Raw genomic sequence first — 21,492 nt, 5'->3', positions numbered from 1 at the left:
ACGGGCGCCGGGGCGGGCCCCGCACGTCCGTGGCTACCGCTTGGCCAGGCCCGTCAGGGCGTCGCGGAGCGCCGCCCTGGACGTGATGCCCAGCTTGGGGAAGACCCGGCCCAGGTGGCCGCCCACGGTGCGGGGCGAGAGATAAAGCCGCTCGGCGATCTGCTTGTTGGTCAGACCGGAGGCCGCGAGATGGGCGATCTCGACCTCCTGCGGGGTGAGGCTGACCGACTCGGGCCCCTCGGGGCGCTTGACCATCCATCCGGTCGCCTGCAGGGTGCGCTTCGCGCGTTCCGCCCAGGGCAGAGCGCCGAGTTGCTCGAAGGCCGCGAGGGCCGCGCTCAGCGACGCCCGCGCGTCGGTCGTCGAGCGCGCCTTGCGCAGCCGCTCGCCGTAGGCCAGGGTCACGCGTGCCAGGTCGAAGGGCCACTGCTGGATGCCGGGGTGCGACAGGGCCCGCTCGAACAACTCGATCGCCTCCTCGTCCGATTCGGCGGCCATCGCGGCCGAGGCGTCCACGAACATGGCCCTGCGCGGTGAGAGCGCGGCGACCCCGGCGTGCCGAACGGCGGCCACGTGGGCGGCCGCCTCGGCGTGCCGCTGGGTGCGCACGGCCGCCTCCACCACGTCCCCGATCACCAGCAGTGCCACGGGGGTGTACGGGGCCAGCTCACCGGGCGGGCTGATGGCCGCCGCGTGCCGGTACGCGCGCTCGAAGTCGCCCTCCGCCTGCGCGACGAGCACCCGTATGTGCTCCGCCAGGGTCACCAGGTGGTGCGCCCCACGGGACGTGCCCCAGGAGGCCATCGCGCCGGCCGCCTCCTCGGCGGGGCCGGCCTCTCCGCGCGCCGCCGCGACGACGGCTTTGTAGTACAGGAAGTACCAGGAGACGGCCTCGAAGGCGTGCTCCTTGCACAGGCGCAGCCCCTCGTCGGCCAGCTCCGTCGTGTCGTCCCACCGGCCCGCGAGGAACGCGTCCGTGCACAGGAGCGGGAGAGTGACGATCTGCCTGCGCCCTTGGGGCAGGACGCCCGAAATCGCGTCGCGCACCCCGGAGAGCCGGTCGGCGGCGATGCTCGCGGTGCCGATCCGCGTGATCCTCGACGGGGCCGTCTCACGGGGCAGGCCCCCGATGAGTTCCTCCAGGTCGCCCAGCGCCCCAATCGCGGTACGCGCGGGATCGCCCTGGGTGGCGACGTTCACCGTCAGCAGGCGCGGCACGTCGGGCCCGAGCCGGTCGAGGAACTTGTGCAGGGGCGCCCACAGCTCTTCCCGGCCGCCCAGGCAGCACAGCAGCAACAGCAGGTAGAGGGCCTCCTCGAGGGCCGGGTCGCACGCCCCGTAGGGATGGTCGCCGTTCTCGATCGCGCCGAGGAGTATCCGGTGGGCCGTGTCGATGTCCCCCTTTCCGTCGAGCAGCCGGTGGACCGCGACGGCCGCCGAGTACAGGGAGGCGCGGTCGTCGGTGCCGAACCGCCGTGCGTCGTCCAGGAGCCGGGAGGCCATGGTCAGTTCACCGGAGGCGTCCGCGCGTAGGTAGGCTGCCGCGGACAGCCTGCGTCCGCGGTCGGCCGCACCGGGACTCAGGTGCGCGGCCTTGGTGAGGGCCCGTATCGCGGCCATGGCGTCACCGCGCCGGAGGACCCGGTGGGCGGTGCTCTCCAGCAACGCCGCGACGTCCTCGTCCTGTTCGACGCACGCCTCCCCCAGGTGCCACGCCCGCTGGTCGGGCCGGTCGTGCAGCACCTCGGCGAGTTCCCGGTGCACGCGGCGGCGCTCCGCGGAGGTGGACGCGTCGATCACCGCGGCCCGGAACAACTGGTGCCGGAAGCTCAGGCGGTGGTCGAACTCCTCGATCCGCACAAGGCCGTCGCGCTCGGCGGGCTCCAGGTCCGCCAGATCGACCCCGGCCCCGAGACGCCGCGCGGCGCACTGCACGACAGCCAAGTCCCCCGTCCCCTCCAGCGCGGGCACCAGCAGCAGACGACGAGTCGCCTCGGGCAGACCCGCCACGCACGAGCCGAAGACCTCCCGCAGTCGCCGGGTGAGCGGCAGCGCGGCCGGCATCCGCTCCAGCCCGGCGCGCTGCGGTCCGGTCAGGGCCGCCGGCAGTTCGACCAGGGCCAGCGGGTTGCCCTGCGCCACGGCGACGACGCACTCGACGACGAGCCCCGTGAGGTCCGGATGGGATGAGCGGGCCAGGAGCCGCGACGCGCTCTCGTCCAGCGGCAGGACCTCGTGTTCGGCGCGTACGCCTGACACGACGCACCCGCGGTGTCCTCTGCGGGCGGCGGCCAGGAACCTGACACGGCTGCCCGCGAGCCGCCGTGCCACGAATCCCAGTACGGCCGCGCTCGCCGGGTCCACCGTCTGGAGGTCGTCGACGACCAGCAGGACCGGCGCTGCGGCGGCGGCACGGCGGAGCAGCACCAGGGCCGCGTTCGAGACGAGGAGCCGCTCGGGCGGTGCTCCCTCGCCGAAGCCCAGGGCCACGCGCAGGGCCTCGCGGTGAGCGCCGTCGAGGGCCTGCGGATCCTCCTCCCACAGCGGGAAGAGAAGCTGGTTGAGCGCAGCGTACGCCACGTCGCTCTCGGACTCCGCGCCCGCCCCCCGCAGCACCCTGGCCCCGGCTGTCAGCGCCCTGCGGGCGAGATGGCCGAGCAGCGCCGTCTTGCCCACCCCGGGCTCACCGGCCAGCAGCACCGCACCACCGGAATCGGCCGAGCCGAGCAGCCCCTCGATCCGGTCCACGTCCGCCGCGCGGCCCACCAGCCCCTGCAACGCGCCGCTGCCGACGTCGGCCGTGTACACCGAGGTTTGCATCGGAAGTTTCTTGCTCTCTGTTTCTGGGCCTGGACGCAAGCATTCTCACACGGCACGGACGGCGTGCCCGGGCGGGGAACGGTGACTTCCGCCTCACGGCCGCAGGGGAATTCACCTAACGTATTCCTGCCGTACGGGTCGCGGATTCCTTTCGTTCAAGGCGGTACGACGGCGCAGGTCAGTCCTTGGGGAGCCAGCGGCTGAGGGCGTCGATGAGCCGTTCCAGCGCGGGCACCTTGCTGGAGCGGTCCGTCATCACCGTACGGCCGTCGAATTGCAGGGTGTACTGGAACATGTCGTTCGCCGCCATGTTCATCGTGAAGTCCGGGACGTCCTCCAGCGCCGGGTCGCCGAGCAGGATCCGCAATTCCTTGAACTGGACGGCGCCGACCCGACGCACTATGGGCTCGCCTTTGTGGCCGGTGTAGACGGTCCCGTCACCCCGGAGCATCACCTGCTGGTGGACGCCCGCGAAGCCGCCGCTGACGGTCATCACCACCAGCTTCTGATCCGGTCCGCGGACGGGCACCGGTGTCGCGGTACGGCTGGGCGAGGGCGGCCGGGAGGGCGAGGTGGGCGCGGAGGCGGAGGTGGACGCCGACGGCGGGACGGACGACGGGGACGGGGCGGGAGCGGTCGCGGTGACCACCTCAACATCCGCCGGCTCCCCCGCCGTCTCACCGATGGTGAGGGTGCAGCCCGTGGAACCCAGCACGCCGACGGCGAGAACCACCCCGGCCAGCACCGCCCTGCCCAGTGTCCTCACGCTCTCTCCCCCGCCAGTCGTTGTCTCCAACTCAAGCCTGGATACCACGGAATGACACCGTCCGACCCGGCCCGGCACCCTCACACCTCTCCACGGGCCCGGGGCCCGGTCGGCCGCGGAAGGCCCGGCGCGCCGCATGACGCGCCGGGCCCCGTCTCCACAAGGCCGCGAACTCCCGGCACGGCGACCGGCGGAGCGCCTCAGCCGCCGTCCAACTCGGCGTTCGCACGCTCCGTGACCAGTGTCAGCACGCGGCCCGCCACAGCGAGGTCCCCGGCCGGGATGCCGGCGTACAGCCGGGCGGAGATCTCAGCGGTCTCCTCGGTGGTGGTCTCGTACAACTCCCGGCCGGCGTCCGTCAGCCGTATGCGGGAGGCGTCCGCCGGATCCTCCTCCAGCAGCTTCGCGTGCGTCAGCTCGTCGATCACACTGCGCACGACCGACTCGCCGGTCTTCAGCGAGCCGGCGACGTCGCGATCGAGTTCGCCCCGGCCGACGGACCCGCCCGCGGCCACGACGGCCCGCAGCGTCACGCTCTGGTGGAATGTGGCGCCGTGGCGCGTCAGCACATCCTCCAGGAGGGCGCGCGCCGCGTAGTGCGCAAGGGCGATGACCCGGCCGTTGGCCGTGGGTGCGGTAGTACTCATGACTGCTCCTCGTCGTTCTCGGTGTACGGATCAAGAGGTGCGTCGATCAGGGTCGCCAGCTCGCGGATCAACTGCCGGGTACGCGGACCGTCCTGCCCCCCGAGCGGCGCGAGCAACTGGTCCAGCAGGCCCTGGACCACGTCGATCGCGCGTCGCGTGACCTCGCGCCCCTGCTCGGTGAGCGACAGCTGCATGGCGCGTGGGTCGCCGGGGTCCCGGGTGCGGGCGACGAGCCCGGCGGTCTCCAGGGCCCGGGCGAGCTTGGAGACATAAAGCGGTTCGAGCCCCGTGTGGTCGGCGAGCCGGCGCTGGCTGGGCCGCAGCCCGGAGCGCGACATGCCGTACAGCGACGCCATCACCGCGTACTGGGCGTGGGTCAGGCCCAGCGGAGCGACCGCCCGGTCGACGGCCACCCGCCACTTCATCGACAGGCGCCAGACCAGGAACCCCGGTGTCGCGCTCTCAGTTGCTGAACTCACGGCAAATACCATACATGGCTACTATGTACATGGCCACTAAACCACGGGGCACCCGCCCGGCCCGCACCCTACGCCCGGTTCTGCCCAAGTCCGGCTCGATGGCGCCCGGTTCGGACACCCCGACTTGCCGATGTCTTGACGATACGTTCCATGACCATTCAACCGCGCGTCCCTGGCGGGGGTGCATGCCCTCCCTAAGGTCCGTAGGCGTTGCGGAAGAAGGGACTCATGGACACACTCCTCGCAGTCCGTGCTCGCGGGATCACCAAATACTTCGGGGGCGTCGTCGCACTCGACGGCGTCGACCTCGACGTGACGCAGGGACAGATCCACGGCCTGGTCGGACCGAACGGCGCGGGCAAGACCACGTTGCTCGGCCTCCTCCTGGGCCTGGCCGTCGCAGACGGCGGCGGCCTCGAGATCCTGGGCTCGCCCGTCGGACGGGCTCTGGCCGCGCCCGACGGCGTCGCCGGCTTCGTGGACGGGCCCGGCCTCTACCCGTCGCTCACCGCCCGGCAGAACCTCGCCGCGCTGGCCGCACTCCGCGGGCAGGACGCGCGGGCAGCCGGGATCGACGACGTACTGGCCCAGGTGGGGCTCACGGACGTCGCCAACGACCGGGCCCGCGGGTTCTCGCTCGGCATGCGCCAGCGGCTCGGTCTCGCCGCCGCCCTGCTCACCGGACCCCGGCTGCTGGTGCTCGACGAACCGTCCAACGGCCTGGACCCGGCGGGCAAGAGGCACGTGCACGGGGTCCTCACCCGGCTCGCGGACGAGGGGACCGCCGTCGTGCTGTCGAGCCACCGCATGGACGACCTGGAGGCACTGTGCTCCGAGGTCACCATCCTCGCCACCGGACGGGTCGTCTTCTCGGGCCCGCTGGGCAAGCTGGCCGCCGAGAACCGTGAACTCGACTACCGGTTGCTCGCCTCGGACCCGCCGGCCGCCCGCCGACTGGCCCTCGGCACGGCCGGGATCCGCGTCGTCGACGACGCAGGCATACGGAACGACGCCGGCGTGCTCGTCGTGCGCGCGCTGGTGCCGGCTCTCGACGAACTCGTGGCGGGGCTCGTGCGCGCGGGCATCGCACTGCGCGAACTCGCCCCCGTCGTCTCCCCGCTCGAGGCGGCGTTCCTCGCCCTCACCCACCAGCAGGAGGCCGGCCGATGACCGCGACCGTCGTCGCCGACAACGTTGTCCCCACCCGCCGTGTCCCGGTCTCGCGCGGCTACCGCTTCGAGCTGGTCAAGCTGGTGTCGCAGTGGCGGATCCGCGTGCTGGTCCTGGCCTGCTGGATCGCGCCGGCGCTCTTCGTCGCCGCGGTGAGCCGGCAGAGCACGCTCCCCGTCGACACCCTCTTCGGCCGCTGGATGCACGCCACCGGATGGGCGGGGCCGCTGGTGATGCTCGGATTCGCGGGCACCTGGGCGCTCCCGCTGCTGACCTCGGTCGTCGCCGGCGACGTGTTCGCCTCCGAGGACCGGCTCGGCACCTGGCGCCACCTGCTGGTGGCGGTCCGCTCGCCCCGGCGGATCTTCGTGGCGAAGGTGCTGGCCAGCCTCACCGTCCTGCTGCTGCTCGTGGTGGGGATGGCCTGCTCCGGCGCGGTCGGCGGGGTCGTGGCGGTCGGCAACCAGCCGCTGGTCGGTCTCGACGGCCACCTGCTCACGCCGTCCGACGCCGCCGGGCAGGTCTTCCTCGCCTGGGCCTGCGCCCTGGCCCCGACCCTGGCCCTGGCCGGGATCGGCCTGCTCGGCTCCATCGCCCTCGGGCGCTCCCCGATGGGGCTGCTGCTGCCCGCGCTCGTCGCCCTCGCGATGCAGCTCGCGCAGATGATGCCGCTCCCCGTCGCCGTACGTCTGGCCCTGCCCGGATACGCCTTCATCTCCTGGAACGGGCTGTTCACCGGCCCCCGGCAACTCACGCCGCTCCTCATCGGCATCGCGGTCAGCCTGGTCTGGGCCGTGGCCGCGACGGTCCTGGCCTACCTGCTCTTCCTGCGGCGCGACTTCACCAACCTGACCGACGACGGCTCGGCGCGCCGCGCGCTCCTCGCCGGTGCCCTGCCACTGGCCGGGCTGCTCGCGGCGACGGTCGCCGTCGTCACCGCGACGACCACGGCCACAGGCTCCGGGATCGAGCAGGACAAGGTGCAGCGCTCGGTCGCCACGGCCTTCGCCCACCTGTATCGCGTGCAGACCGACCAGCTCAACCGCCCCGCCGTCACCGAGGCGCAGCTCAAGGCCACGGCGGCGTGCACCAAGGGAAGCGTCGCGTCCGGCGCCGAGGGGCCCGGCAACGACTGGCGCTGCGTCGTCTCCTGGCACCTCCCCGGCGTCACGGCCACGGGCCAGGCCGTCTACCAGCTCGATGTCACTCCGGACGGGCGGTACGTCGCCGACGGCGACGGACCGAAGGAAGTCAACGGCTACTTCCTGGTGCGGACCCCGGTGGGGGACGCGCCGAACCCGCTCTGGCAGTTCGACGGGAACGTCGAACTGCTTGCCACCACCCCGAAGGGATAACGCAACATGCAGGTCACACGTCGCCGCCGCACGGGCACCGAGAGGGACACCCATGCCCTTGCCGGCCGACGGTTCGGCAGCCGCAGAAGCCTGACGCTGGCCGCCGCGACCGCCGTCGTGCTCGCCACCGGCACCGGGATCGGGTTCGCCCAGACCACCCAGTTCGGCCACGACCAGGTCGGCCAGGTCACCGACCAAGGGCAGGTCCTCTCCAGCGACCAGTACATCGCCCCTTACGGCGAGCGCCTCGTCATCAACAACGGCAAGATCATGTCGTCCTCGGTCAGCCCGGACGGCACCCACCTCGCGGCCTCCCTCACCGACGGCGGCGTGGCGCTGGCCGTCGTGGACCTGAAGAACTGGAAGGTCCAGCAGCTCGTCGGCAACTCATCGTCGGCGAACCTGCACATCGCCAGTAACAGCGTGGGCCAGGAAGGCCCCACGTACTCGCCCGACGGTACGCAGCTGTGGCTGGGCCAGACCGACGGCTACACCCGGTTCACCGTGGACCCCGACGGCAGCCTCGCCGACCCGACGTCCGTCACCATCCCGGCGGACGGCGCCAAGCACGCCCTGGTGGGCGAGCCGGTGTTCTCCTCCGACGGTTCCACCGTGTACGCCGCGGTCAACGGCCAGAACCGCGTGGTCGCCATCGACACGGCCACCGGGACCCTCAAGCAGAGCTGGGCCGTGGGCAACGCCCCGCGCGACATGATCGTGGTCGGCTCCAAGCTGTACGTCAGCAACGAGGGCGGCCGTCCGGCCAAGCCGGGCGAGAGCACCATCAACTCGTACGGCACCCAGGTGCCGGCCGACCCGAAGACCGGTGCCACCACCACCGGCACGGTCAGCGTCATCGACCTGGCGGACCCGGCGGCCGCCGTCGCGAGCATCGACGTGGGTCTGCACCCCACCGCCCTGTACGCCAAGAAGGGGGCGCTGTTCGTCACGGACACCGCCACCAACGACGTATCGGTGATCGACACCCGCAAGAACAAGGTCGTGCAGACCATCGCCACCCAGCCGTGGCCGGAGGCGTCGGTGGGCTACGAGCCCAACGCCGTCACGCTCACCGACGACGGCCACCTGCTGGTGACGCTGGGCCGCGCCAACGCGGTCGCCGTCTACCGGTACAACTCACCGCAGGAGCCGGTCAGCTACGTCGGTCTCCTCCCGACGGACTACTTCCCCGCGGAGATCGCCACGGTCGGCGACCAGGTCGTGGTCTCCAACACCCGCGGCATCGACGCCCGCCGGCCCACCGCCGGCGCCGGGCACGGCACCCACGACACCACCTCGAGCGTCCAGCGGTTCACGCTACCGAGCGAGAAGGTCATCAAGTCCCAGACGGCCAAGGTCTTCCAGCAGAACGGCTGGGCCAACGGCGCGGTCAAGCTCGCGAAGGACAAGGGCAACGGCCACGTCAAGCCGGTGGCCGTCCCGAAGCGGCTCGGCGACCCGTCGACGATCAAGCACGTCTTCATGATCGTCAAGGAGAACCGGACCTACGACCAGGTCCTCGGCGACGTCCCGCAGGGCAACGGCGACCCGTCGCTGGCCGAGTTCGGCGAGAACGTGACGCCGAACCAGCATGCGCTGGCCCGGCAGTTCGGCCTGTACGACAACACGTACGACATCGGCACGAACTCCGCCGAGGGCCACAACTGGCTGATGCAGGCCGACAACCCGGAGTACACCGAGTCCTCGGCCGGTGAGTACGCGCGCAGCTACGACACCGAGGACGACGCCCTCGGGCACCAGCGCACCGGCTTCATCTGGAGCGGCGCCCAGGCGCAGGGCAAGAGTGTGCGCAACTTCGGCGAGTTCCACCAGTTCCTGACCAAGCCGTCCGGCGCGACCTGGCAGAACCTGTACTGCGACACCAAGAACATGCAGGCCACCGGGCAGAACACCGCGTACAACCTGGTGTCGTCCTCGCCGATACCGTCGCTGAACAGCGTCTCGGTGCCCGGCTTCCCGAAGTTCGACACCAGCGTCCCGGATGTCTACCGGGCCGAGATATGGAAGCAGGACTTCGAGAAGAACGGTCCGGCGAACCTGAACATGTTCTGGCTCTCCAGCGACCACACCGGCGGACCCGCGGGCCCCGCCGCGCAGGTCGCGGACAACGACCTCGCGGTCGGCCGGATCGTCGACGAGATCTCGCACAGCAAGTACTGGAAGGACTCCGCGATCTTCGTGGTCGAGGACGACTCCCAGGCCGGTCTCGACCACGTCGACGGCCACCGTGCCCCGATCCAGATCATCAGCCCCTGGGCCCGGCACGGCACCGTCGACAGCCGCTACTACTCGCAGATCACCATGATCCGCACCATCGAGCAGATCCTCGGGATCCACCCGATGAACCAGAAGGACAGCGCGGCCACCCCGATGTTCGGGGCGTTCACCAAGAAGGCCGACTACACGCCCTTCACGGCGCTGCCCAACCGGACCGCGCTCACCGACGGTCTCAAGACCCCGCCCGCCTGCGGCCTGGACACCCCGGCCCCGCAGGACCCGAACGCCGCGGCCGTCCCGTCGACGAAGGTGCCGGCGGACAAGAAGGCCCTCGCCGAGCAGTGGGCGGACTGGCAGTCCAAGCAGCGGCTGACCGGGCCCGATGCCAGGCCGGACTTCGCCAACCCCGCGCAGATGAACCACTTGACGTGGTACCTCACGCACGGTTGGACGCAGCCGTACCCCGGCGAGAGCAAGGTCTTCGCACCGAAGGACGTCCCGGGCGCCTACATCCCGTCGGCGGAGAACGACGGCTGACGCCCGCGGATCGCACGCAGGGGCCTGCGGCCGGCGGCAACGCCGGCCGCAGGCCCCTCGCGTCAGCGCTCCGGCCCTGCCGCCCGTACGGCGGCACCGCCTCACACGGCTTCGGGTGCCTCCGTCGGACAGGACGGCTGGGCGATGAGGGACGCCACGGGATTCGTCACCGTGCGGCAGCGGGTCCAGCGGGCGGCCTCGCCGTCGGTGGGCGAGGCGATCTCGGTGGGCTCGGTGGCGGGGGCGGTGCCGAGCAGCCCGCGATCCCGGCAGTAGTCGTCGTCGTAGATCGTGGACAGGTAGCGGTGCGGCCCGTCGGGGAAGACGGCCACGATGCGCGTGTCGGCGGAGTACGTGCGGGCCGCCCACCCGGCGACGAGGGCGACGGCACCGACACTCCAGCCGCCCGACGCGTAGTGGGAGCGGGCCAGGGCCCGGCAGGTGTGGACGGCCTCGGCCGGGGCGACCCAGTGCACCTCGGCGAACTGCTCGTAGGCCACGTTGCGCGAGTGGATGCTGCTGCCGAGGCCCCGCACGATGCGGGGCCTGACGGGCTGGCCGAAGGTGACGGAGCCGATGGTGTCCACCCCGATGACGTGCAGGTCCGGGTTGACGGCGCGCAGCGTGCGGCTGACACCCGCCGAGTGGCCGCCGGTTCCGACACTGGTGACCAGGACGTCGACCCTGCCCAGTTGCTCGATCAGCTCCCCGGCCAGGGGCGCATAGGCGTCCGCGTTGTCCGGGTTGTCGTACGGGTCGGCGCACCACGATCCCGGTTCGGCCGCGAGCAGTTCGCTCACGCGCCGCCGGCAGGCCTCCTGCCAGCCCTCGTAGGGGTGGGCGTCGCGGACGATGTCGAGCCGGGCGCCGCGTGCGCGCAGCAGGCGCTTCATGTCCGGCTCCAGGTCCGGGTCGGTCACGAGCGTGACGGGGTGCCCGAAGACCCGCCCGGCGAGCACCAGTCCGAGGCCGAAGGCGCCGCTGGTGGACGCCACGACTGTCGCGCCGGGGAGGAGATCGCCGCGCTCGCGTGCGCAGCCGACCATGTGGAGGGCGGAGCGGTCCTCGATGGCGCCGGGGTTGGCGCCTTCCAGCTTCGCCCAGAAGCCGCTTCCGGGCGTGGTGAGAGGGTAGGAGATCCACAGCAGGGGCGTGTTGCCGACCGCGGAGGCGAGATCGCGGCCGGTGGTGGGCTCGTTCATGGTGTCCGCTTTCTGGAATCGGGAAGAGTGCCGTGCACGGCTCACCCTCAGCCCGTGCGCGTGTGCGCGGGGGTGGAAAGGTGAGGGACCGTCAGCCGGTCCGGGCGGGCGTCTTCTAAATGCGCCAGAGGCAGAGGACGGACGGCGCCGCGGTCGCTATGCGGGCGTCGGGGGCCGGGTCGCTCCCGGGTGTGTTGTGCGAGGCGGGCACTTGTCCTGGCGCCGCTTCGGCGGCGCCCGTCTGCGGGAGGTTGGTGCCGTGCTCGCGTGGTCCGGTACGCGACCCCGGCAGCTCGGCGGAGGCCGGGGAGCAGTCCTCGCCGGGGTGGTGGGGAGCGACGGGGTGCGGCCGTTCCTCCGCGTTCGTCAGATGGACGTGCGCGTGGAGGCCGTTGTGGGCGTGCGCGGGCGAGCCGGCCACGGTGAAGCAGAATGCGGCCAGCAGCGCAACGAGGAACGTCGGGCACGTTCCGCGGTGGGGGCCTCGCACAGGCCGCACATTACGCCATGAAACATGCCGGAACGGTCTCAGGCATGCGGTGGATTACCGCTCAGATGGTGATCCGCGAGGTTGAGCACCTCGTCGACGAGCCTGCGCAGATGCCCGTCGGAGAGTTCGTAGATCACCCGGCGCCCCTCCTTGCGGGAGGAGACCAGGCCCGCGATCCGGAGTTTGGCCAGGTGCTGACTGACGGCGGGTCGCGCCGCGCCGACCCGCGCGGTCAGCGTGGAGACGTCCGCCTCCCCCTCGGTGAGTGTGTGCAGCAGGGCAAGGCGGGTGCGGTCCGCGAGCAGGCTCAGGATCTCGGCCCCGCGGAGGTAGTGCTCGCCGCCCGGGTCTCGCGGATGCGCACCATGCGCAGGTGACAGGTGCATGCGTGCGTTCATATGCACATAATGGAGGGAAGGCTCAGCCCGTGTCCACCAGCGACTCCCCGGAAGGCGGTCCCATGAACGGCCCCGACACGCACCCCCAGCACGACCACGGCCACCGCCACGGGCCGGAACACGGGCACACGCACGGGCCCGGCCACGGCCACAGCCACAGCCACGGCGAAGGTCACGGCGAAGGTCACGGCGAAGGTCACGCCGCCCGGGGCCGGGCAGGCCTGCGGCACCGGCTGGGACACCTTCCGCACCCGCACTCGCACGAGTCCGCCGACAAGGTGGACCGGGCCCTGGAGTCCTCCGCCGAAGGCATGCGCGCCCTGTGGATCTCGCTCGCCGTCCTCGGCGTCACCGCGATCGCCCAGGCCGCGGTCGTCGTCCTGTCGGGCTCGGTCGCCCTCCTGGGCGACACCGTGCACAACGCGGCCGACGCCCTCACCGCACTGCCGCTCGGCGTCGCGTTCCTCCTCGGGCGGCGGGCCGCCACGCGACGCTTCACCTACGGTTACGGCCGGGCCGAGGACCTCGCCGGGATCGTCATCGTCCTCACCATCACCGCCTCGGCCGGCTTCGCCGCCTGGACCGCCGTCGACCGGCTCCTGCACCCGCGGGACATCGCCTACCTGCCCGCGGTGGCCGTCGCGGCGGTGATCGGGTGCATCGGCAACGAATGGGTGGCCCGCTACCGGATCCGCGTCGGGCGCAAGATCGGCTCGGCCGCACTCGTCGCCGACGGTCTCCATGCCCGCACCGACGGCTTCACCTCGCTGGCGGTGCTGCTCGGCGCCGCGGGCGCGGGAACGGGCTGGCGCCTGGCGGACCCGATCGTGGGCCTCGCCATCACCGCGGCCATCCTGCTGGTGCTCCGTGACGCCGCGCGCGAGGTGTTCCGGCGCGTCATGGACGCCGTGGACCCGGCGCTGGTCGACGACGCCGAGCGCGCGCTGCGCGATGTGCCGGGCGTCCGCGAGGTGGGCGAGCTGCGCCTGCGCTGGATCGGGCACCGGCTGCGGGCCGAGGTCGCCGTTGTCGTCGACGGAACCCTCACCGTGGGTGAGGCCCACCGCGTCGCCGTCGCGACCGAACACGCCCTGCTGCACGCAGTCCCCCGCCTGACCGCCGCCCTGGTCCACGCCGACCCCGCCCCCGTCGCCGGCCTGGCCGACCCGCACGCCGAACTGGCCCACCACGCCGCGTGAGCCCCAGGGGGGGCGGCACCCGGGCGGCAGAAAGGCGTTCCGGTAGTGCCGCGCATCAAGCGCGGCCGGCGCTGCGGCCTCCGCTCCAGCCGACGCGGCCAAGCTGCCTGTCGGCGACTTCACCTCGTCCTGGACGCCCACGGCCACGCACCACCACGCCGGGGACCCCTGGCAGGAGCGGCGTTACTCTTACCAGGAGCCGGAGGACGAGGGGCCGCAGCCGCAACTGCCCGGCCAGTGAGCACACGGCACCGGCCCGAGGAGGAATCTTGGTCGGCGGGAACGGTCTGCGTCAGTTGCTCAGGGAGATGGAGGTCTTCGCGGGCGCACTGCCGGCGTTCGAACCTTCGCTGGCGCCGGAAGACCCGGTGGAGCTGTTCACCGAGTGGCTGCTGGGCGCCGTACGAGCGGGGGTCAGGGAACCGCACGCCATGACGCTGTCGACCGCGGACGCGGACGGGAATCCCGCGGCGCGCGTCCTCATCCTCAAGGACGTGAGCACGCGGGGCTGGCAGTTCGCGTCGCACTCCGGCAGCCCCAAGGGCCGGGATCTGGCCGAGCGTCCGTACGCCGCCCTGACGTTCTACTGGCCGTCCCTCGCCCGGCAGGTGCGGGTCCGGGGTCCTGTGGTGTGCGAACACCCGGACACGAGCGCGGCGGACTTCCTGGCGCGGGGGCCGGGGGCACGGGCGGAGACCCTGCTCGGCCGGCAGTCACAGCCCCTCGCGGATCCGGACGACCGGGACAAGGCCCTCCAGGAGGCCGTCGCGCGGCTCGAGCTCGATCCCGGCCTCGTGGCTCCGGGCTGGACGCTGTATTCGGTGCGTCCGTCGTCCGTCGAGTTCTTGCAGGGCGACAAGGAGCGCCGCCACACCCGCCTCGCCTACCGGGCCTCCGCCGACGGCTGGGTCAAGGAGCTGCTCTGGCCTTAGAGGTGGGAGGCGACGGGGCTGCCCCGCCGAGGCCGGCTCGGCGGCTGTCGCGAACGTTCGGCCGCGGAGGACGGCCTGACGTCCGACGACCTCACCGCGCCCCAGGGCCTCCAGGTTCTCGTTGACGTCCTCGAGCCACCGAGGCGGTACGTCGTGCGCCCCGCGCGAGGCCGGTCACGACACGACGGCGAGACGCCCTCGCCGTCCGCACGCGCCGTGTGCTGGTTGCCGGCAAGGCCGAGCCGCAGGTGCTCGACACGGTGAAGGGCCTGGTCGTGCAGCTCGGCGACGTGATGGTGTCATGGCGGCTGTGGACGACCGACCGCCCCTGGCGGGTGCCGGTGACCGGGCCGAGGTGGCGCGGCAGCCGCAACCGGTACGAGCAGGCCGGCTGCTCCATGCCGACGACGTCGGGCCGCTCCCGCTCGGTGCGGCCGGACACGAGGGCGCCACCGTCCCGGCCGGCCTCAACGGGCTCCGGCTGCTCCGCGAGACGGACCGGAGGCGGGCGTGCGCGGTCTGACCGGCGACGCCCAGAGCCGATACGGCGTCAGCCCGGCGCGACCGAGCGGGCCGGGCAGGTCCGGAAATGCCGCCGCCGCGCGCGCATCCACCGGGATCTGATTGGGCATATCTTCCGATATGCAACAGATTCGACACCTTCGACTGGTTCCTCCGCCCCGTGCGCATCCGTGCGGTGGCGGCTGTCACTGGGTGAGGTGGGCCCGTGGGCATAGTGGGGATGACCCTGACCGTCGTGACCCTCGTGCTCGCTGGAGTGGGGCGGCGGCTCCACCGATACCCCGGCGGCTGGAGATTCGCGCTCTCCGGCCGTCATGACACCGACAGGGACGCCCTGGACCGCGCCCGGCGCACGTTCCGTGGGCTGCGGCGCGAGGCGCGGCGCGAACTGGCAAGGGCACGGGCACAGGTGGCCCGGGCCGAACGTTCCCACCGGCGTCGCGTCGGCGACGCCGAACGGCACCTCGCGCGGCTGCGCCACCCCGGGAAGGGCGCATTCGTCGCGGCGCTCGGCAAAGTGTCGCTGCACGAGCACGTGATGGTCGTATCCGGGAAGGAGACGAAGGTTCTGCCGCTGAACGGCCTGCGGGTGCGGTTCGAACGCAGTCCCGTGGGCAACCACATCTACCTCCGACGGCCGGACGGGGTGCATCTGCAGTCGTACCCGCCCGCCGAGCACGACGAGGACAGCGTGCGAGGTTTCAGCGTCCGCATAGAACACGCGGTCGCCAAGGAGGCCGGGTTTCTCACGGCGCTCGCCACATCGGTCAGGAAGGCGGAGGAAGCCCTCAAGACGGCCCACGCCGATACGGGCAATGTCCAGGACGCCCGCAGGCACCTGGACACGGTGACCGCCCGCCGGCGTCACGACCCGGCCCTCGCCCGAGCACTCGCCGACCTCGAGACCGCCCGGGACCACTGGCAGGGCCTCACCGGACGACGCCCTCCGCGCTGACGGGTCGGGCCGATGCCTTGCCCCCATCGCGCGGCACGGTCCGTGGGGGCTGCGGGCCGCCGCTGCAGAGGTTACTGCTCACCGGTCCGAGACGTACTCCCGTCAGCTGACCTCTCCGCGGCTTCGGCCCGGCCGGCCAGCCGCAGGCGGTCTCGGTGGCGGCGATGGGGGAGGGATCCCCCTGGGCGCGCCGCAGGCGCAGCGCCTTCTCGGGGTATCGCCGAGGTAAGCCCAAAAGGGGCCATGGGATGATCTTGAAGCCCTGACCGTCCGGCCCGTCACCCGTTCGGCCCAACATCGTTGATCGTGATGTTGGGCTGTCGTCTACGCCGGAGTGGGCTGTGACCTCGATCGAGCGGACCGCGTATCCGCGGTTCAAGCGGCTGATCACCGCACATGAGCTGCATCTGTTCTTCTCGCCGACCCGGGACGAGGTCGAGTGGGCGGCCGGTGCCACCGACTGTGACGAGCATCTGCTGGCCCTGCTGCTGATTCTGAAGTCCTATCAGCGCATGGGGTGTTTCCCGAGGCTGGAGGACGTCCCGGAGATGGTGGTGGACTTCGTCCGGCGGGTGGTGGAGCTGTCGGAGGGCACGCTGCCGCTGTACCGGGCGGCGAAGACCGCCAAGAACCACCGGGGGCTGGTGAGGCAGCGGGTCGGCGTGGTCTACGACCAGGCGGAGGCCCGCAGGATCGCGGAGCAGTCGATCCGCAAGGAGGCCGCGGCGAAGAACCGCCCGGCGGACCTGATCAACATCGCGCTGGAGAAGGTCGTGGAGGCCGGGCTGGAGCTGCCGGCGTTCTCCACCTTCGACGTGATGGCCTCGAAGGTCCGGGGCGAGGTGAACGCCTCGATCTGCGCGGGCATCCACGACCGGATGGGCGCCGTCCAGCGGGCGGGGCTGCTGCGTCTACTGGAGGAGCGCGACGCCGACGGCACCACGCAGTACAACCGGCTGAAGAAGTCGGCCCAAGGGCCGAGCTGGTCGCACTTCAGGCGGCTGGCCACGCACCTGGAGTGGATTGATGTTCTGGGCGACAGCGCGGTGTGGGTGGACGGCGTCGCCTCCAGGAAGATCACCCGGGGAGGCGGACGCGGTGGACGCCTCGGAGCTCAAGGCGTACGCGCCCATCAAGCGGGTCGCGCTGATCGCGTGCCTGGTGCACAAGGCCCAGATGCGGGTGCGCGACGACCTGGTGCTGATGTTCTGCAAGCGCATTGCCACGAAGGTCAAGAGGGCGAAAGAGGAGCTGGAGGAGATCCGGCTCGCCGAGCGGGAGATGACCGAGGCGCTGATCGGCAACTACCGCACCGTGCTGAAGAACATCGACGACGACGGCCCGGCTCAGGCCGCGCTCGCGAAGGCCGCGGCGATGACCGCCGAGGCGGTGAAGGCCCTGGAAGGGCTGGACGAGGAGGCGCCGCCCGAGGAGGTGGCCCGGCGGCTGGACGGGAAGGTCTCTCCGGCCGTGCTCGCCTGGCGAAGGCTCTGCTGGTGCAGGCCTACGGCCTTGGCACGGTCACGAAGGCCGTGGAGGGCTTCGGCGGGTTCGCCGGGCAGTACGAGCAGATCGAGAAGGTCTCCGCCCATCACGGCAACTTCTGGGAGGTGCTGCTGTACGGACAGATCGGCCGGGATAGGGCGGTGATGTTCGACCTGGCCGAGAAGCTGGAGTTCACCGCGACGTCCGAGGACGGGCGGGTGCTGGACGCGCTTGCGCACGCCCAGCGGCACGAGGGGGCCCGCGGCGAGTACATCACCGCCTTCAACGAGGAGGGCGGCAGGGTGGACATCTCCTTCGCCACGCAGAACTGGCAGAAGGCCGTGGTGGACAAGACGCGGCCGGGGCAGTTCGTCCGCAAGCACTTCGAGGCGATGGTCTTCGCGGCCCTGGCGGAGGAACTGCGCACGGGCGATGTGGCGGTGGTCGGTTCGGAGGAGTACGTCGACTGGTCCGAGCAGCTGCTCGTGTGGGAGGTCGTGGAGGAGAAGCTGGCCGACTACCTGGTGGAGGTCGGCCTCGCCGAGGAGGGAGAGACCGCCGTCTTCGACGCGAAGTTCTTCCGTCGGCAGCTGGAGGACAAGCTCCGCAGTGCCGCCGCGGCAGCCGATGCCGGGTATCCGGACAACGAGAGCCTGGTTATCGACCCGGCCACCGGCATCCCCTCGCTCAAGCCGCACCGCTCCGAGGGACAGCGGCCCTCGGCGAAGCGGCTGGAGCAGGAGATCAAGGCCAGGATGCCGGAGCGCACGCTGATCGGGATCTGTGCCCGGACCGCGTACTGGGTCGAGTGGTGGCGCCGCTTCGGCCCGCCCTCGGGCAACGACCCGAAGCTCACCGATCCGTTCGGCCGGTACGTGCTGACCACCTTCGTCAAGGGCACCAACATGGGCCCGTACGAGGCCGCCCGCCACATCCCCGGCGTCTCGGGCCACGAGCTGGCGTACGTGGCGAACCGGCACTTCTCCCTCGTTCTGCTCAACGAGGCCATCGCCGACCTGGTCAACGCCCATGCCCGTCTGGACATCTCGCAGGCGTGGGGCGACGGCACCGCCGTGGCCGCGGACGGCACCCACATGGACACCTACCTGGACAACCTGCTGGCCGAGACGAGCGTCAGGTACGGCAAGCCGGGCGGGATCGCGTACCACCACATCTCGGATACCTACATCGCGCTGTTCACGCACTTCATCCCGTGCGGGGTGTGGGAGGCCGTCTACATCATCGAGGGCCTGCTCAAGAACGCCTCCGAGGTCAAGCCCACCACCGTGCACGCCGACACCCAAGGTCAGTCGCTGCCTGTCTTCACCCTGGCGCACCTGCTGGGCTTCGACCTCATGCCCAGGATCAGGAACTGGAAGGGGCTGACCTTCTACCGGCCCAGCAAGCAGACCGAGTACGTGCACATCGACGCCCTGTTCGGCAGAGCCGGGCAAGAACACCATCGACTGGGACCTGATCGAGTCCCAGTTCCGGCACCTGATGCGTGTGGCGATCTCCGTACGCGAGGGCGCCATTTCCTCGGCCACGCTGCTCAAGCGCTTGCGCTCCGGCTCGCACAAGAACGCCACCTACACCGCCTTCCGTGAGGTCGGCCGCGCGATCCGCACCGTGCAGCTGCTGCGGTATCTGACGGATGCGCCACTTCGCCGGCGGGTGACGGCGGCGACGAACAAGGTGGAGCCATTCAACCGGTTCTCCCAGTGGGTCGGGTTCGGCAACCAGGGCGTCATTGCCGACAACGACCCGGTCGAGCAGGAGAAGGCGATGAAATTCAACGCCCTGCTCACGAACGCGGTGATCTTCCACAACGCCCTGGACATCGCGGAGATCGTCCGGCAGCTGCTGGAAGAGGGCTGGGAGATCGGCCCGGAGGACTTGGCCCACATCTCGCCGTACCTGACCGAGCACGTCAAGCGGTTCGGCGAGTACTCCACCCACGAGCTCGGCATCCAGCCCGAGGCGTACGACCCGAAGCTGGATGTGGACTTCACCCCGCTCCGCGACCAGGACCTGACGGCGGCCGGCTTCGGCCAGGCCGCCTGAACCGAGCGGCGGGGAGCCGGTTCAGCAGCAGTCGGTCCGCGTGGCGCCGGAGGGGATCTGCTCGATGAGAGGGCGTCCGACGTCGTAGGCGTCCGCGACGGGCAGTGAGCGGCCAAACATCCCAAAGATGCCACTACGCCAACAGCAGCATGCCACCGACCATCACACCGGGTGGCTCCCAATCTCACCGCCCAAGCCAGTGGCTCCCAATCTCACCGCCCAAGCCAGTGGCTCTCGAAACCACCGCCCCGCTGGCTCTACTTCAACCCGCTAGAAACACGGTCAGCGCGACGGCGATACCAAGCCCAGCTCATAGGCGATGATGACCAGCTGGACTCGGTCACGTGCCGCCAGCTTGGTAAACAGCCGCCCCACGTGGGCCTTGGCCGTGGCAGGGCTGATGGAGAGCCGGTCGGCGATCTCGGTGTTGGACAGGCCGCGTCCGATGAGGGTGAGCACCTCGCGTTCCCGGTCGGTGATGCCCTCGATCGCCCCGCGCAGGGGCGCGGCCGCGGGTTCGGGGCGGGCGGCGAACTCCTCGATGAGGCGGCGGGTCACGCTCGGCGCGATCAGGGCCTCGCCGGCGGCGACGACGCGGATCGCGCCGAGGATGTCGTCCAGGTCCATGTCCTTGACGAGAAATCCGCTCGCGCCCGCGCGCAGCGCGCCGTAGACGTACTCGTCGTCGTCGAAGGTGGTGAGGACGAGGACCCGTGCCGAGCTCAGGCCTGCCGTGATCAGTCCGGTCGCCTCGATGCCGTTCATGCCGGGCATGCGGATGTCCATGACCACCACATCGGGCCGGAGGTCCTGGGCCAGCCGGACTGCCTGGTCGCCGGTTTCCGCTTCTCCCACGATCTCGAGACCGGCGCTGTCCGCGATGAGTACGCGCAGCCCGGCGCGCACCAGCGGCTGGTCGTCGACGAGCACGACACGGACGGGGGGCTGAGTCATCGCGCCTCCACGGGCACCGGCAGCCGGGCCGCCACTCGGAAGCCGCCTTCGGGGCGGGGCCCGGCGGTGAACTGGCCGTGCAGCAGGGCGACCCGCTCGCGCATTCCGGTGATGCCGTAGCCGGTGCCGGCAGGTGTGGGCCCGTGCCCGTGGTCGGTGATCTCGATGGTCAGTTCGTTCTCCTGATAGTCGATGACCACCCGGCACTCGTGCGTGCCCGCGTGGCGAACTACGTTGGTGATCGCCTCCTGGATGATGCGGAAGGCGGACAGTTCGACGTCCGCGGGTAGTGGGCGCCGTTCTCCCCGCCGCTCTACGTCGGCCCGTACGCCGCTGTCCTTCGTGGTCGCGACCAGCCGGTCGACGTCCGCCAGGCTCGGCGCAGGGGCCAGCGGCGCTTCTTCGGGTTCGGTCGCGCGGAGCGCTCCGAGCATGCGCCGCAGCCCGGCCAGGGTGTCCCTGCTGGTGGTCTCGATGGCGGCCAGTGTGTTGCGGGCCTCCGCCGGCTGGGTGCCGATGACCCGGCGTCCCGTGCCGGCCTGGATGGCGATGATGCTGATGCTGTGCGCGACCATGTCGTGCAGCTCGCGGGCGATCCGCAGCCGCTCGGCGGTGACCGCCTGGACCGCCGTCTGGGCCCGTACCGTTTCGGCGTGCTCGCGGCGCTCCTGGACGAGGTAGCCGGTCATCCAGGCCAGGGCGAGCATCAGGACGAGGAACGCGATGGCCGAGAGAGGGGCGTCCTGCCCGCTCCGGTAGTGGCCGGCGGCGGCGATCTGCACGGTGAGGGCAAAGGCCGCGGCGACGAGCGCGGTCCGGCGCCTCCGGGTGGCGGCGATCCAGCCGATTGCGACATCGGTCACCAGCGCCTGCAGACAGCCGATCTGCCATGCATGCCCCGGTGCCATGAAGGGGAAGGCCGAGGCCAGTTTCGAGGCCGCTAGCACCGTCGCGGCGAACGAACCGGCCAGCATCAGTGCCAGGGTCGGCAATGGTCGACGTCGCAGCAGGGGGAGTGCCAGAACCGACAGTGCCGTCGGCAGCAGCAGCCGCATGCCGGTGGGCTCATGCTCGTAGAGCACCGCGAGGTACAGCAGGATCGGGTAGGCGAGCGCCCCGCACCAGGCCAGGGTCTGCGCCGCGGCCGGTCGCATGCGCCGCGAGCGGGCGACGCGGGGTGAGTGGCTCATGTCGCGATCATAGGTACGGGCCGGTGTCGGGGCATCGACCCGCAGGCTTACGCCCCGGGGCTACAGGCGGATCCTGAGATTGTGGCCCG

19 protein-coding genes and 3 pseudogenes are annotated in these 21,492 nt (G+C 71.3%); 11 read left to right on the top strand and 11 right to left on the bottom strand.

Going from position 1 to position 21,492, the window contains the following annotated elements; all coding sequences use genetic code 11:
- Positions 1-33 precede the first annotated feature (33 nt).
- The 4 genes from ACRWNP_RS15305 to ACRWNP_RS15290 form a co-directional block, all read right to left on the bottom strand.
- Positions 34-2,820 (bottom strand): AAA family ATPase, encoded by a 2,787-nt coding sequence (locus tag ACRWNP_RS15305; RefSeq protein WP_431961751.1) that lies wholly within the window; start codon positions 2,818-2,820, stop codon positions 34-36.
- Between the two features lie 178 nt (positions 2,821-2,998).
- Complete coding sequence (locus tag ACRWNP_RS15300; protein ID WP_431961750.1) at positions 2,999-3,586, bottom strand: hypothetical protein; 588 nt, start codon at positions 3,584-3,586, stop codon at positions 2,999-3,001.
- A gap of 200 nt (positions 3,587-3,786) precedes the next feature.
- The gene (locus ACRWNP_RS15295; protein ID WP_431961749.1) at positions 3,787-4,233 is read right to left on the bottom strand and encodes a MarR family transcriptional regulator; all 447 of its coding nucleotides are present in this window, start codon (positions 4,231-4,233) and stop codon (positions 3,787-3,789) included.
- Complete coding sequence (locus ACRWNP_RS15290; protein ID WP_431961748.1) at positions 4,230-4,712, bottom strand: MarR family winged helix-turn-helix transcriptional regulator; 483 nt, start codon at positions 4,710-4,712, stop codon at positions 4,230-4,232. Before ACRWNP_RS15290 ends, ACRWNP_RS15295 begins: the two co-directional genes overlap by 4 nt.
- Before the next feature lie 228 nt (positions 4,713-4,940).
- On the opposite strand from ACRWNP_RS15290, the gene ACRWNP_RS15285 reads away from it, so the two are divergent.
- The 3 genes from ACRWNP_RS15285 to ACRWNP_RS15275 are packed head-to-tail and all read left to right on the top strand — an operon-like array spanning position 4,941 to position 10,012.
- The gene (locus ACRWNP_RS15285; protein ID WP_431961747.1) at positions 4,941-5,882 is read left to right on the top strand and encodes an ABC transporter ATP-binding protein; all 942 of its coding nucleotides are present in this window, start codon (positions 4,941-4,943) and stop codon (positions 5,880-5,882) included.
- Positions 5,879-7,237, top strand: coding sequence for an ABC transporter permease (locus ACRWNP_RS15280; RefSeq protein WP_431961746.1), 1,359 nt, complete (start codon positions 5,879-5,881; stop codon positions 7,235-7,237). The genes ACRWNP_RS15285 and ACRWNP_RS15280 overlap by 4 nt, the downstream gene beginning before the upstream one ends.
- A gap of 6 nt (positions 7,238-7,243) precedes the next feature.
- Positions 7,244-10,012 (top strand): alkaline phosphatase family protein, encoded by a 2,769-nt coding sequence (locus ACRWNP_RS15275; protein ID WP_431961745.1) that lies wholly within the window; start codon positions 7,244-7,246, stop codon positions 10,010-10,012.
- Between the two features lie 101 nt (positions 10,013-10,113).
- Here ACRWNP_RS15275 and ACRWNP_RS15270 read toward each other — a convergent pair whose 3' ends face one another.
- From ACRWNP_RS15270 to ACRWNP_RS15260, 3 genes are all read right to left on the bottom strand, one after another.
- Positions 10,114-11,214 carry a PLP-dependent cysteine synthase family protein gene (locus tag ACRWNP_RS15270; protein WP_431961744.1) on the bottom strand — a complete coding sequence of 367 codons (1,101 nt, stop codon included), beginning with the start codon at positions 11,212-11,214 and terminating at the stop codon, positions 10,114-10,116.
- 115 nt (positions 11,215-11,329) lie between these two features.
- A complete protein-coding gene (locus tag ACRWNP_RS15265; protein WP_431961743.1) occupies positions 11,330-11,704 on the bottom strand; it encodes a hypothetical protein in 375 nt (124 codons plus the stop codon).
- Between the two features lie 38 nt (positions 11,705-11,742).
- Complete coding sequence (locus tag ACRWNP_RS15260; RefSeq protein WP_431961742.1) at positions 11,743-12,090, bottom strand: ArsR/SmtB family transcription factor; 348 nt, start codon at positions 12,088-12,090, stop codon at positions 11,743-11,745.
- 74 nt (positions 12,091-12,164) lie between these two features.
- On the opposite strand from ACRWNP_RS15260, the gene ACRWNP_RS15255 reads away from it, so the two are divergent.
- Together ACRWNP_RS15255 and ACRWNP_RS15250 are read left to right on the top strand one after the other, a co-directional pair.
- Positions 12,165-13,301: a cation diffusion facilitator family transporter gene (locus ACRWNP_RS15255; RefSeq protein WP_431961741.1), complete on the top strand. Its 1,137-nt coding sequence runs from the start codon at positions 12,165-12,167 to the stop codon at positions 13,299-13,301.
- Positions 13,302-13,609: 308 nt separating this feature from the next.
- Positions 13,610-14,233 carry a pyridoxine/pyridoxamine 5'-phosphate oxidase gene (locus ACRWNP_RS15250; protein ID WP_431961794.1) on the top strand — a complete coding sequence of 208 codons (624 nt, stop codon included), beginning with the start codon at positions 13,610-13,612 and terminating at the stop codon, positions 14,231-14,233.
- A 233-nt stretch (positions 14,234-14,466) separates the two neighbouring features.
- Here the strand turns inward: ACRWNP_RS15250 and ACRWNP_RS15245 are convergent.
- Positions 14,467-14,639, bottom strand: a pseudogene (locus ACRWNP_RS15245) (transcriptional regulator); the annotation flags it as partial.
- Between the two features lie 9 nt (positions 14,640-14,648).
- Between ACRWNP_RS15245 and ACRWNP_RS15240 the strand changes: the two are divergent.
- The 3 genes and pseudogenes from ACRWNP_RS15240 to ACRWNP_RS15230 all read left to right on the top strand — a co-directional run.
- A pseudogene (locus ACRWNP_RS15240) lies at positions 14,649-14,756 on the top strand (HAD-IC family P-type ATPase); the annotation flags it as partial.
- A gap of 219 nt (positions 14,757-14,975) precedes the next feature.
- Positions 14,976-15,710: a hypothetical protein gene (locus tag ACRWNP_RS15235; protein WP_431961740.1), complete on the top strand. Its 735-nt coding sequence runs from the start codon at positions 14,976-14,978 to the stop codon at positions 15,708-15,710.
- Positions 15,711-16,051: 341 nt separating this feature from the next.
- Positions 16,052-16,480, top strand: a pseudogene (locus tag ACRWNP_RS15230) (DUF4158 domain-containing protein); the annotation flags it as partial.
- Here ACRWNP_RS15230 and ACRWNP_RS15225 read toward each other — a convergent pair.
- Positions 16,378-16,719 carry a hypothetical protein gene (locus tag ACRWNP_RS15225; RefSeq protein WP_431961801.1) on the bottom strand — a complete coding sequence of 114 codons (342 nt, stop codon included), beginning with the start codon at positions 16,717-16,719 and terminating at the stop codon, positions 16,378-16,380. The pseudogene ACRWNP_RS15230 and the gene ACRWNP_RS15225 overlap by 103 nt on opposite strands.
- Before the next feature lie 89 nt (positions 16,720-16,808).
- Here ACRWNP_RS15225 and ACRWNP_RS15220 point away from each other — a divergent pair, with 89 nt between their 5' ends.
- The 3 genes from ACRWNP_RS15220 to ACRWNP_RS15210 are packed head-to-tail and all read left to right on the top strand — an operon-like array spanning position 16,809 to position 19,259.
- Positions 16,809-17,360 carry a hypothetical protein gene (locus ACRWNP_RS15220; protein WP_431961800.1) on the top strand — a complete coding sequence of 184 codons (552 nt, stop codon included), beginning with the start codon at positions 16,809-16,811 and terminating at the stop codon, positions 17,358-17,360.
- Complete coding sequence (locus ACRWNP_RS15215) at positions 17,360-18,802, top strand: Tn3 family transposase (protein WP_431961793.1); 1,443 nt, start codon at positions 17,360-17,362, stop codon at positions 18,800-18,802. Before ACRWNP_RS15220 ends, ACRWNP_RS15215 begins: the two co-directional genes overlap by 1 nt.
- Positions 18,696-19,259 carry a Tn3 family transposase gene (locus ACRWNP_RS15210; protein WP_431961739.1) on the top strand — a complete coding sequence of 188 codons (564 nt, stop codon included), beginning with the start codon at positions 18,696-18,698 and terminating at the stop codon, positions 19,257-19,259. The genes ACRWNP_RS15215 and ACRWNP_RS15210 overlap by 107 nt, the downstream gene beginning before the upstream one ends.
- A gap of 282 nt (positions 19,260-19,541) precedes the next feature.
- On the opposite strand, the gene ACRWNP_RS15205 is transcribed toward ACRWNP_RS15210, so the two are convergent.
- Positions 19,542-20,213 carry a response regulator gene (locus tag ACRWNP_RS15205; RefSeq protein ID WP_431961738.1) on the bottom strand — a complete coding sequence of 224 codons (672 nt, stop codon included), beginning with the start codon at positions 20,211-20,213 and terminating at the stop codon, positions 19,542-19,544.
- Positions 20,210-21,403, bottom strand: a complete 1,194-nt coding sequence (locus ACRWNP_RS15200; protein WP_431961737.1) for a sensor histidine kinase — start codon at positions 21,401-21,403, stop codon at positions 20,210-20,212. Before ACRWNP_RS15200 ends, ACRWNP_RS15205 begins: the two co-directional genes overlap by 4 nt.
- Positions 21,404-21,492 lie beyond the last annotated feature (89 nt).

The organism is Actinacidiphila sp. bgisy160 (genome assembly GCF_965342435.1).
Lineage (GTDB): Bacteria > Actinomycetota > Actinomycetes > Streptomycetales > Streptomycetaceae > Actinacidiphila.
The sequence above is the reverse complement of the archived record's forward strand: the minus strand, read 5'-3'. Positions and strand labels throughout refer to the sequence as shown.

What these genes read in the sequence shown, in the direction of transcription:
- ACRWNP_RS15305 (WP_431961751.1), bottom strand. Translation starts at nt 2,820, where the DNA reads ATGCAAACCTCGGTGTACACGGCCGACGTCGGCAGCGGCGCGTTGCAG.
- ACRWNP_RS15295 (WP_431961749.1), bottom strand. Translation starts at nt 4,233, where the DNA reads ATGAGTACTACCGCACCCACGGCCAACGGCCGGGTCATCGCCCTTGCG.
- ACRWNP_RS15285 (WP_431961747.1), top strand. Translation starts at nt 4,941, where the DNA reads ATGGACACACTCCTCGCAGTCCGTGCTCGCGGGATCACCAAATACTTC.
- ACRWNP_RS15280 (WP_431961746.1), top strand. Translation starts at nt 5,879, where the DNA reads ATGACCGCGACCGTCGTCGCCGACAACGTTGTCCCCACCCGCCGTGTC.
- ACRWNP_RS15275 (WP_431961745.1), top strand. Translation starts at nt 7,244, where the DNA reads ATGCAGGTCACACGTCGCCGCCGCACGGGCACCGAGAGGGACACCCAT.
- ACRWNP_RS15270 (WP_431961744.1), bottom strand. Translation starts at nt 11,214, where the DNA reads ATGAACGAGCCCACCACCGGCCGCGATCTCGCCTCCGCGGTCGGCAAC.
- ACRWNP_RS15260 (WP_431961742.1), bottom strand. Translation starts at nt 12,090, where the DNA reads ATGCACCTGTCACCTGCGCATGGTGCGCATCCGCGAGACCCGGGCGGC.
- ACRWNP_RS15255 (WP_431961741.1), top strand. Translation starts at nt 12,165, where the DNA reads ATGAACGGCCCCGACACGCACCCCCAGCACGACCACGGCCACCGCCAC.
- ACRWNP_RS15250 (WP_431961794.1), top strand. Translation starts at nt 13,610, where the DNA reads ATGGAGGTCTTCGCGGGCGCACTGCCGGCGTTCGAACCTTCGCTGGCG.
- ACRWNP_RS15235 (WP_431961740.1), top strand. Translation starts at nt 14,976, where the DNA reads ATGACCCTGACCGTCGTGACCCTCGTGCTCGCTGGAGTGGGGCGGCGG.
- ACRWNP_RS15215 (WP_431961793.1), top strand. Translation starts at nt 17,360, where the DNA reads ATGTTCGACCTGGCCGAGAAGCTGGAGTTCACCGCGACGTCCGAGGAC.
- ACRWNP_RS15210 (WP_431961739.1), top strand. Translation starts at nt 18,696, where the DNA reads ATGCGTGTGGCGATCTCCGTACGCGAGGGCGCCATTTCCTCGGCCACG.
- ACRWNP_RS15205 (WP_431961738.1), bottom strand. Translation starts at nt 20,213, where the DNA reads ATGACTCAGCCCCCCGTCCGTGTCGTGCTCGTCGACGACCAGCCGCTG.
- ACRWNP_RS15200 (WP_431961737.1), bottom strand. Translation starts at nt 21,403, where the DNA reads ATGAGCCACTCACCCCGCGTCGCCCGCTCGCGGCGCATGCGACCGGCC.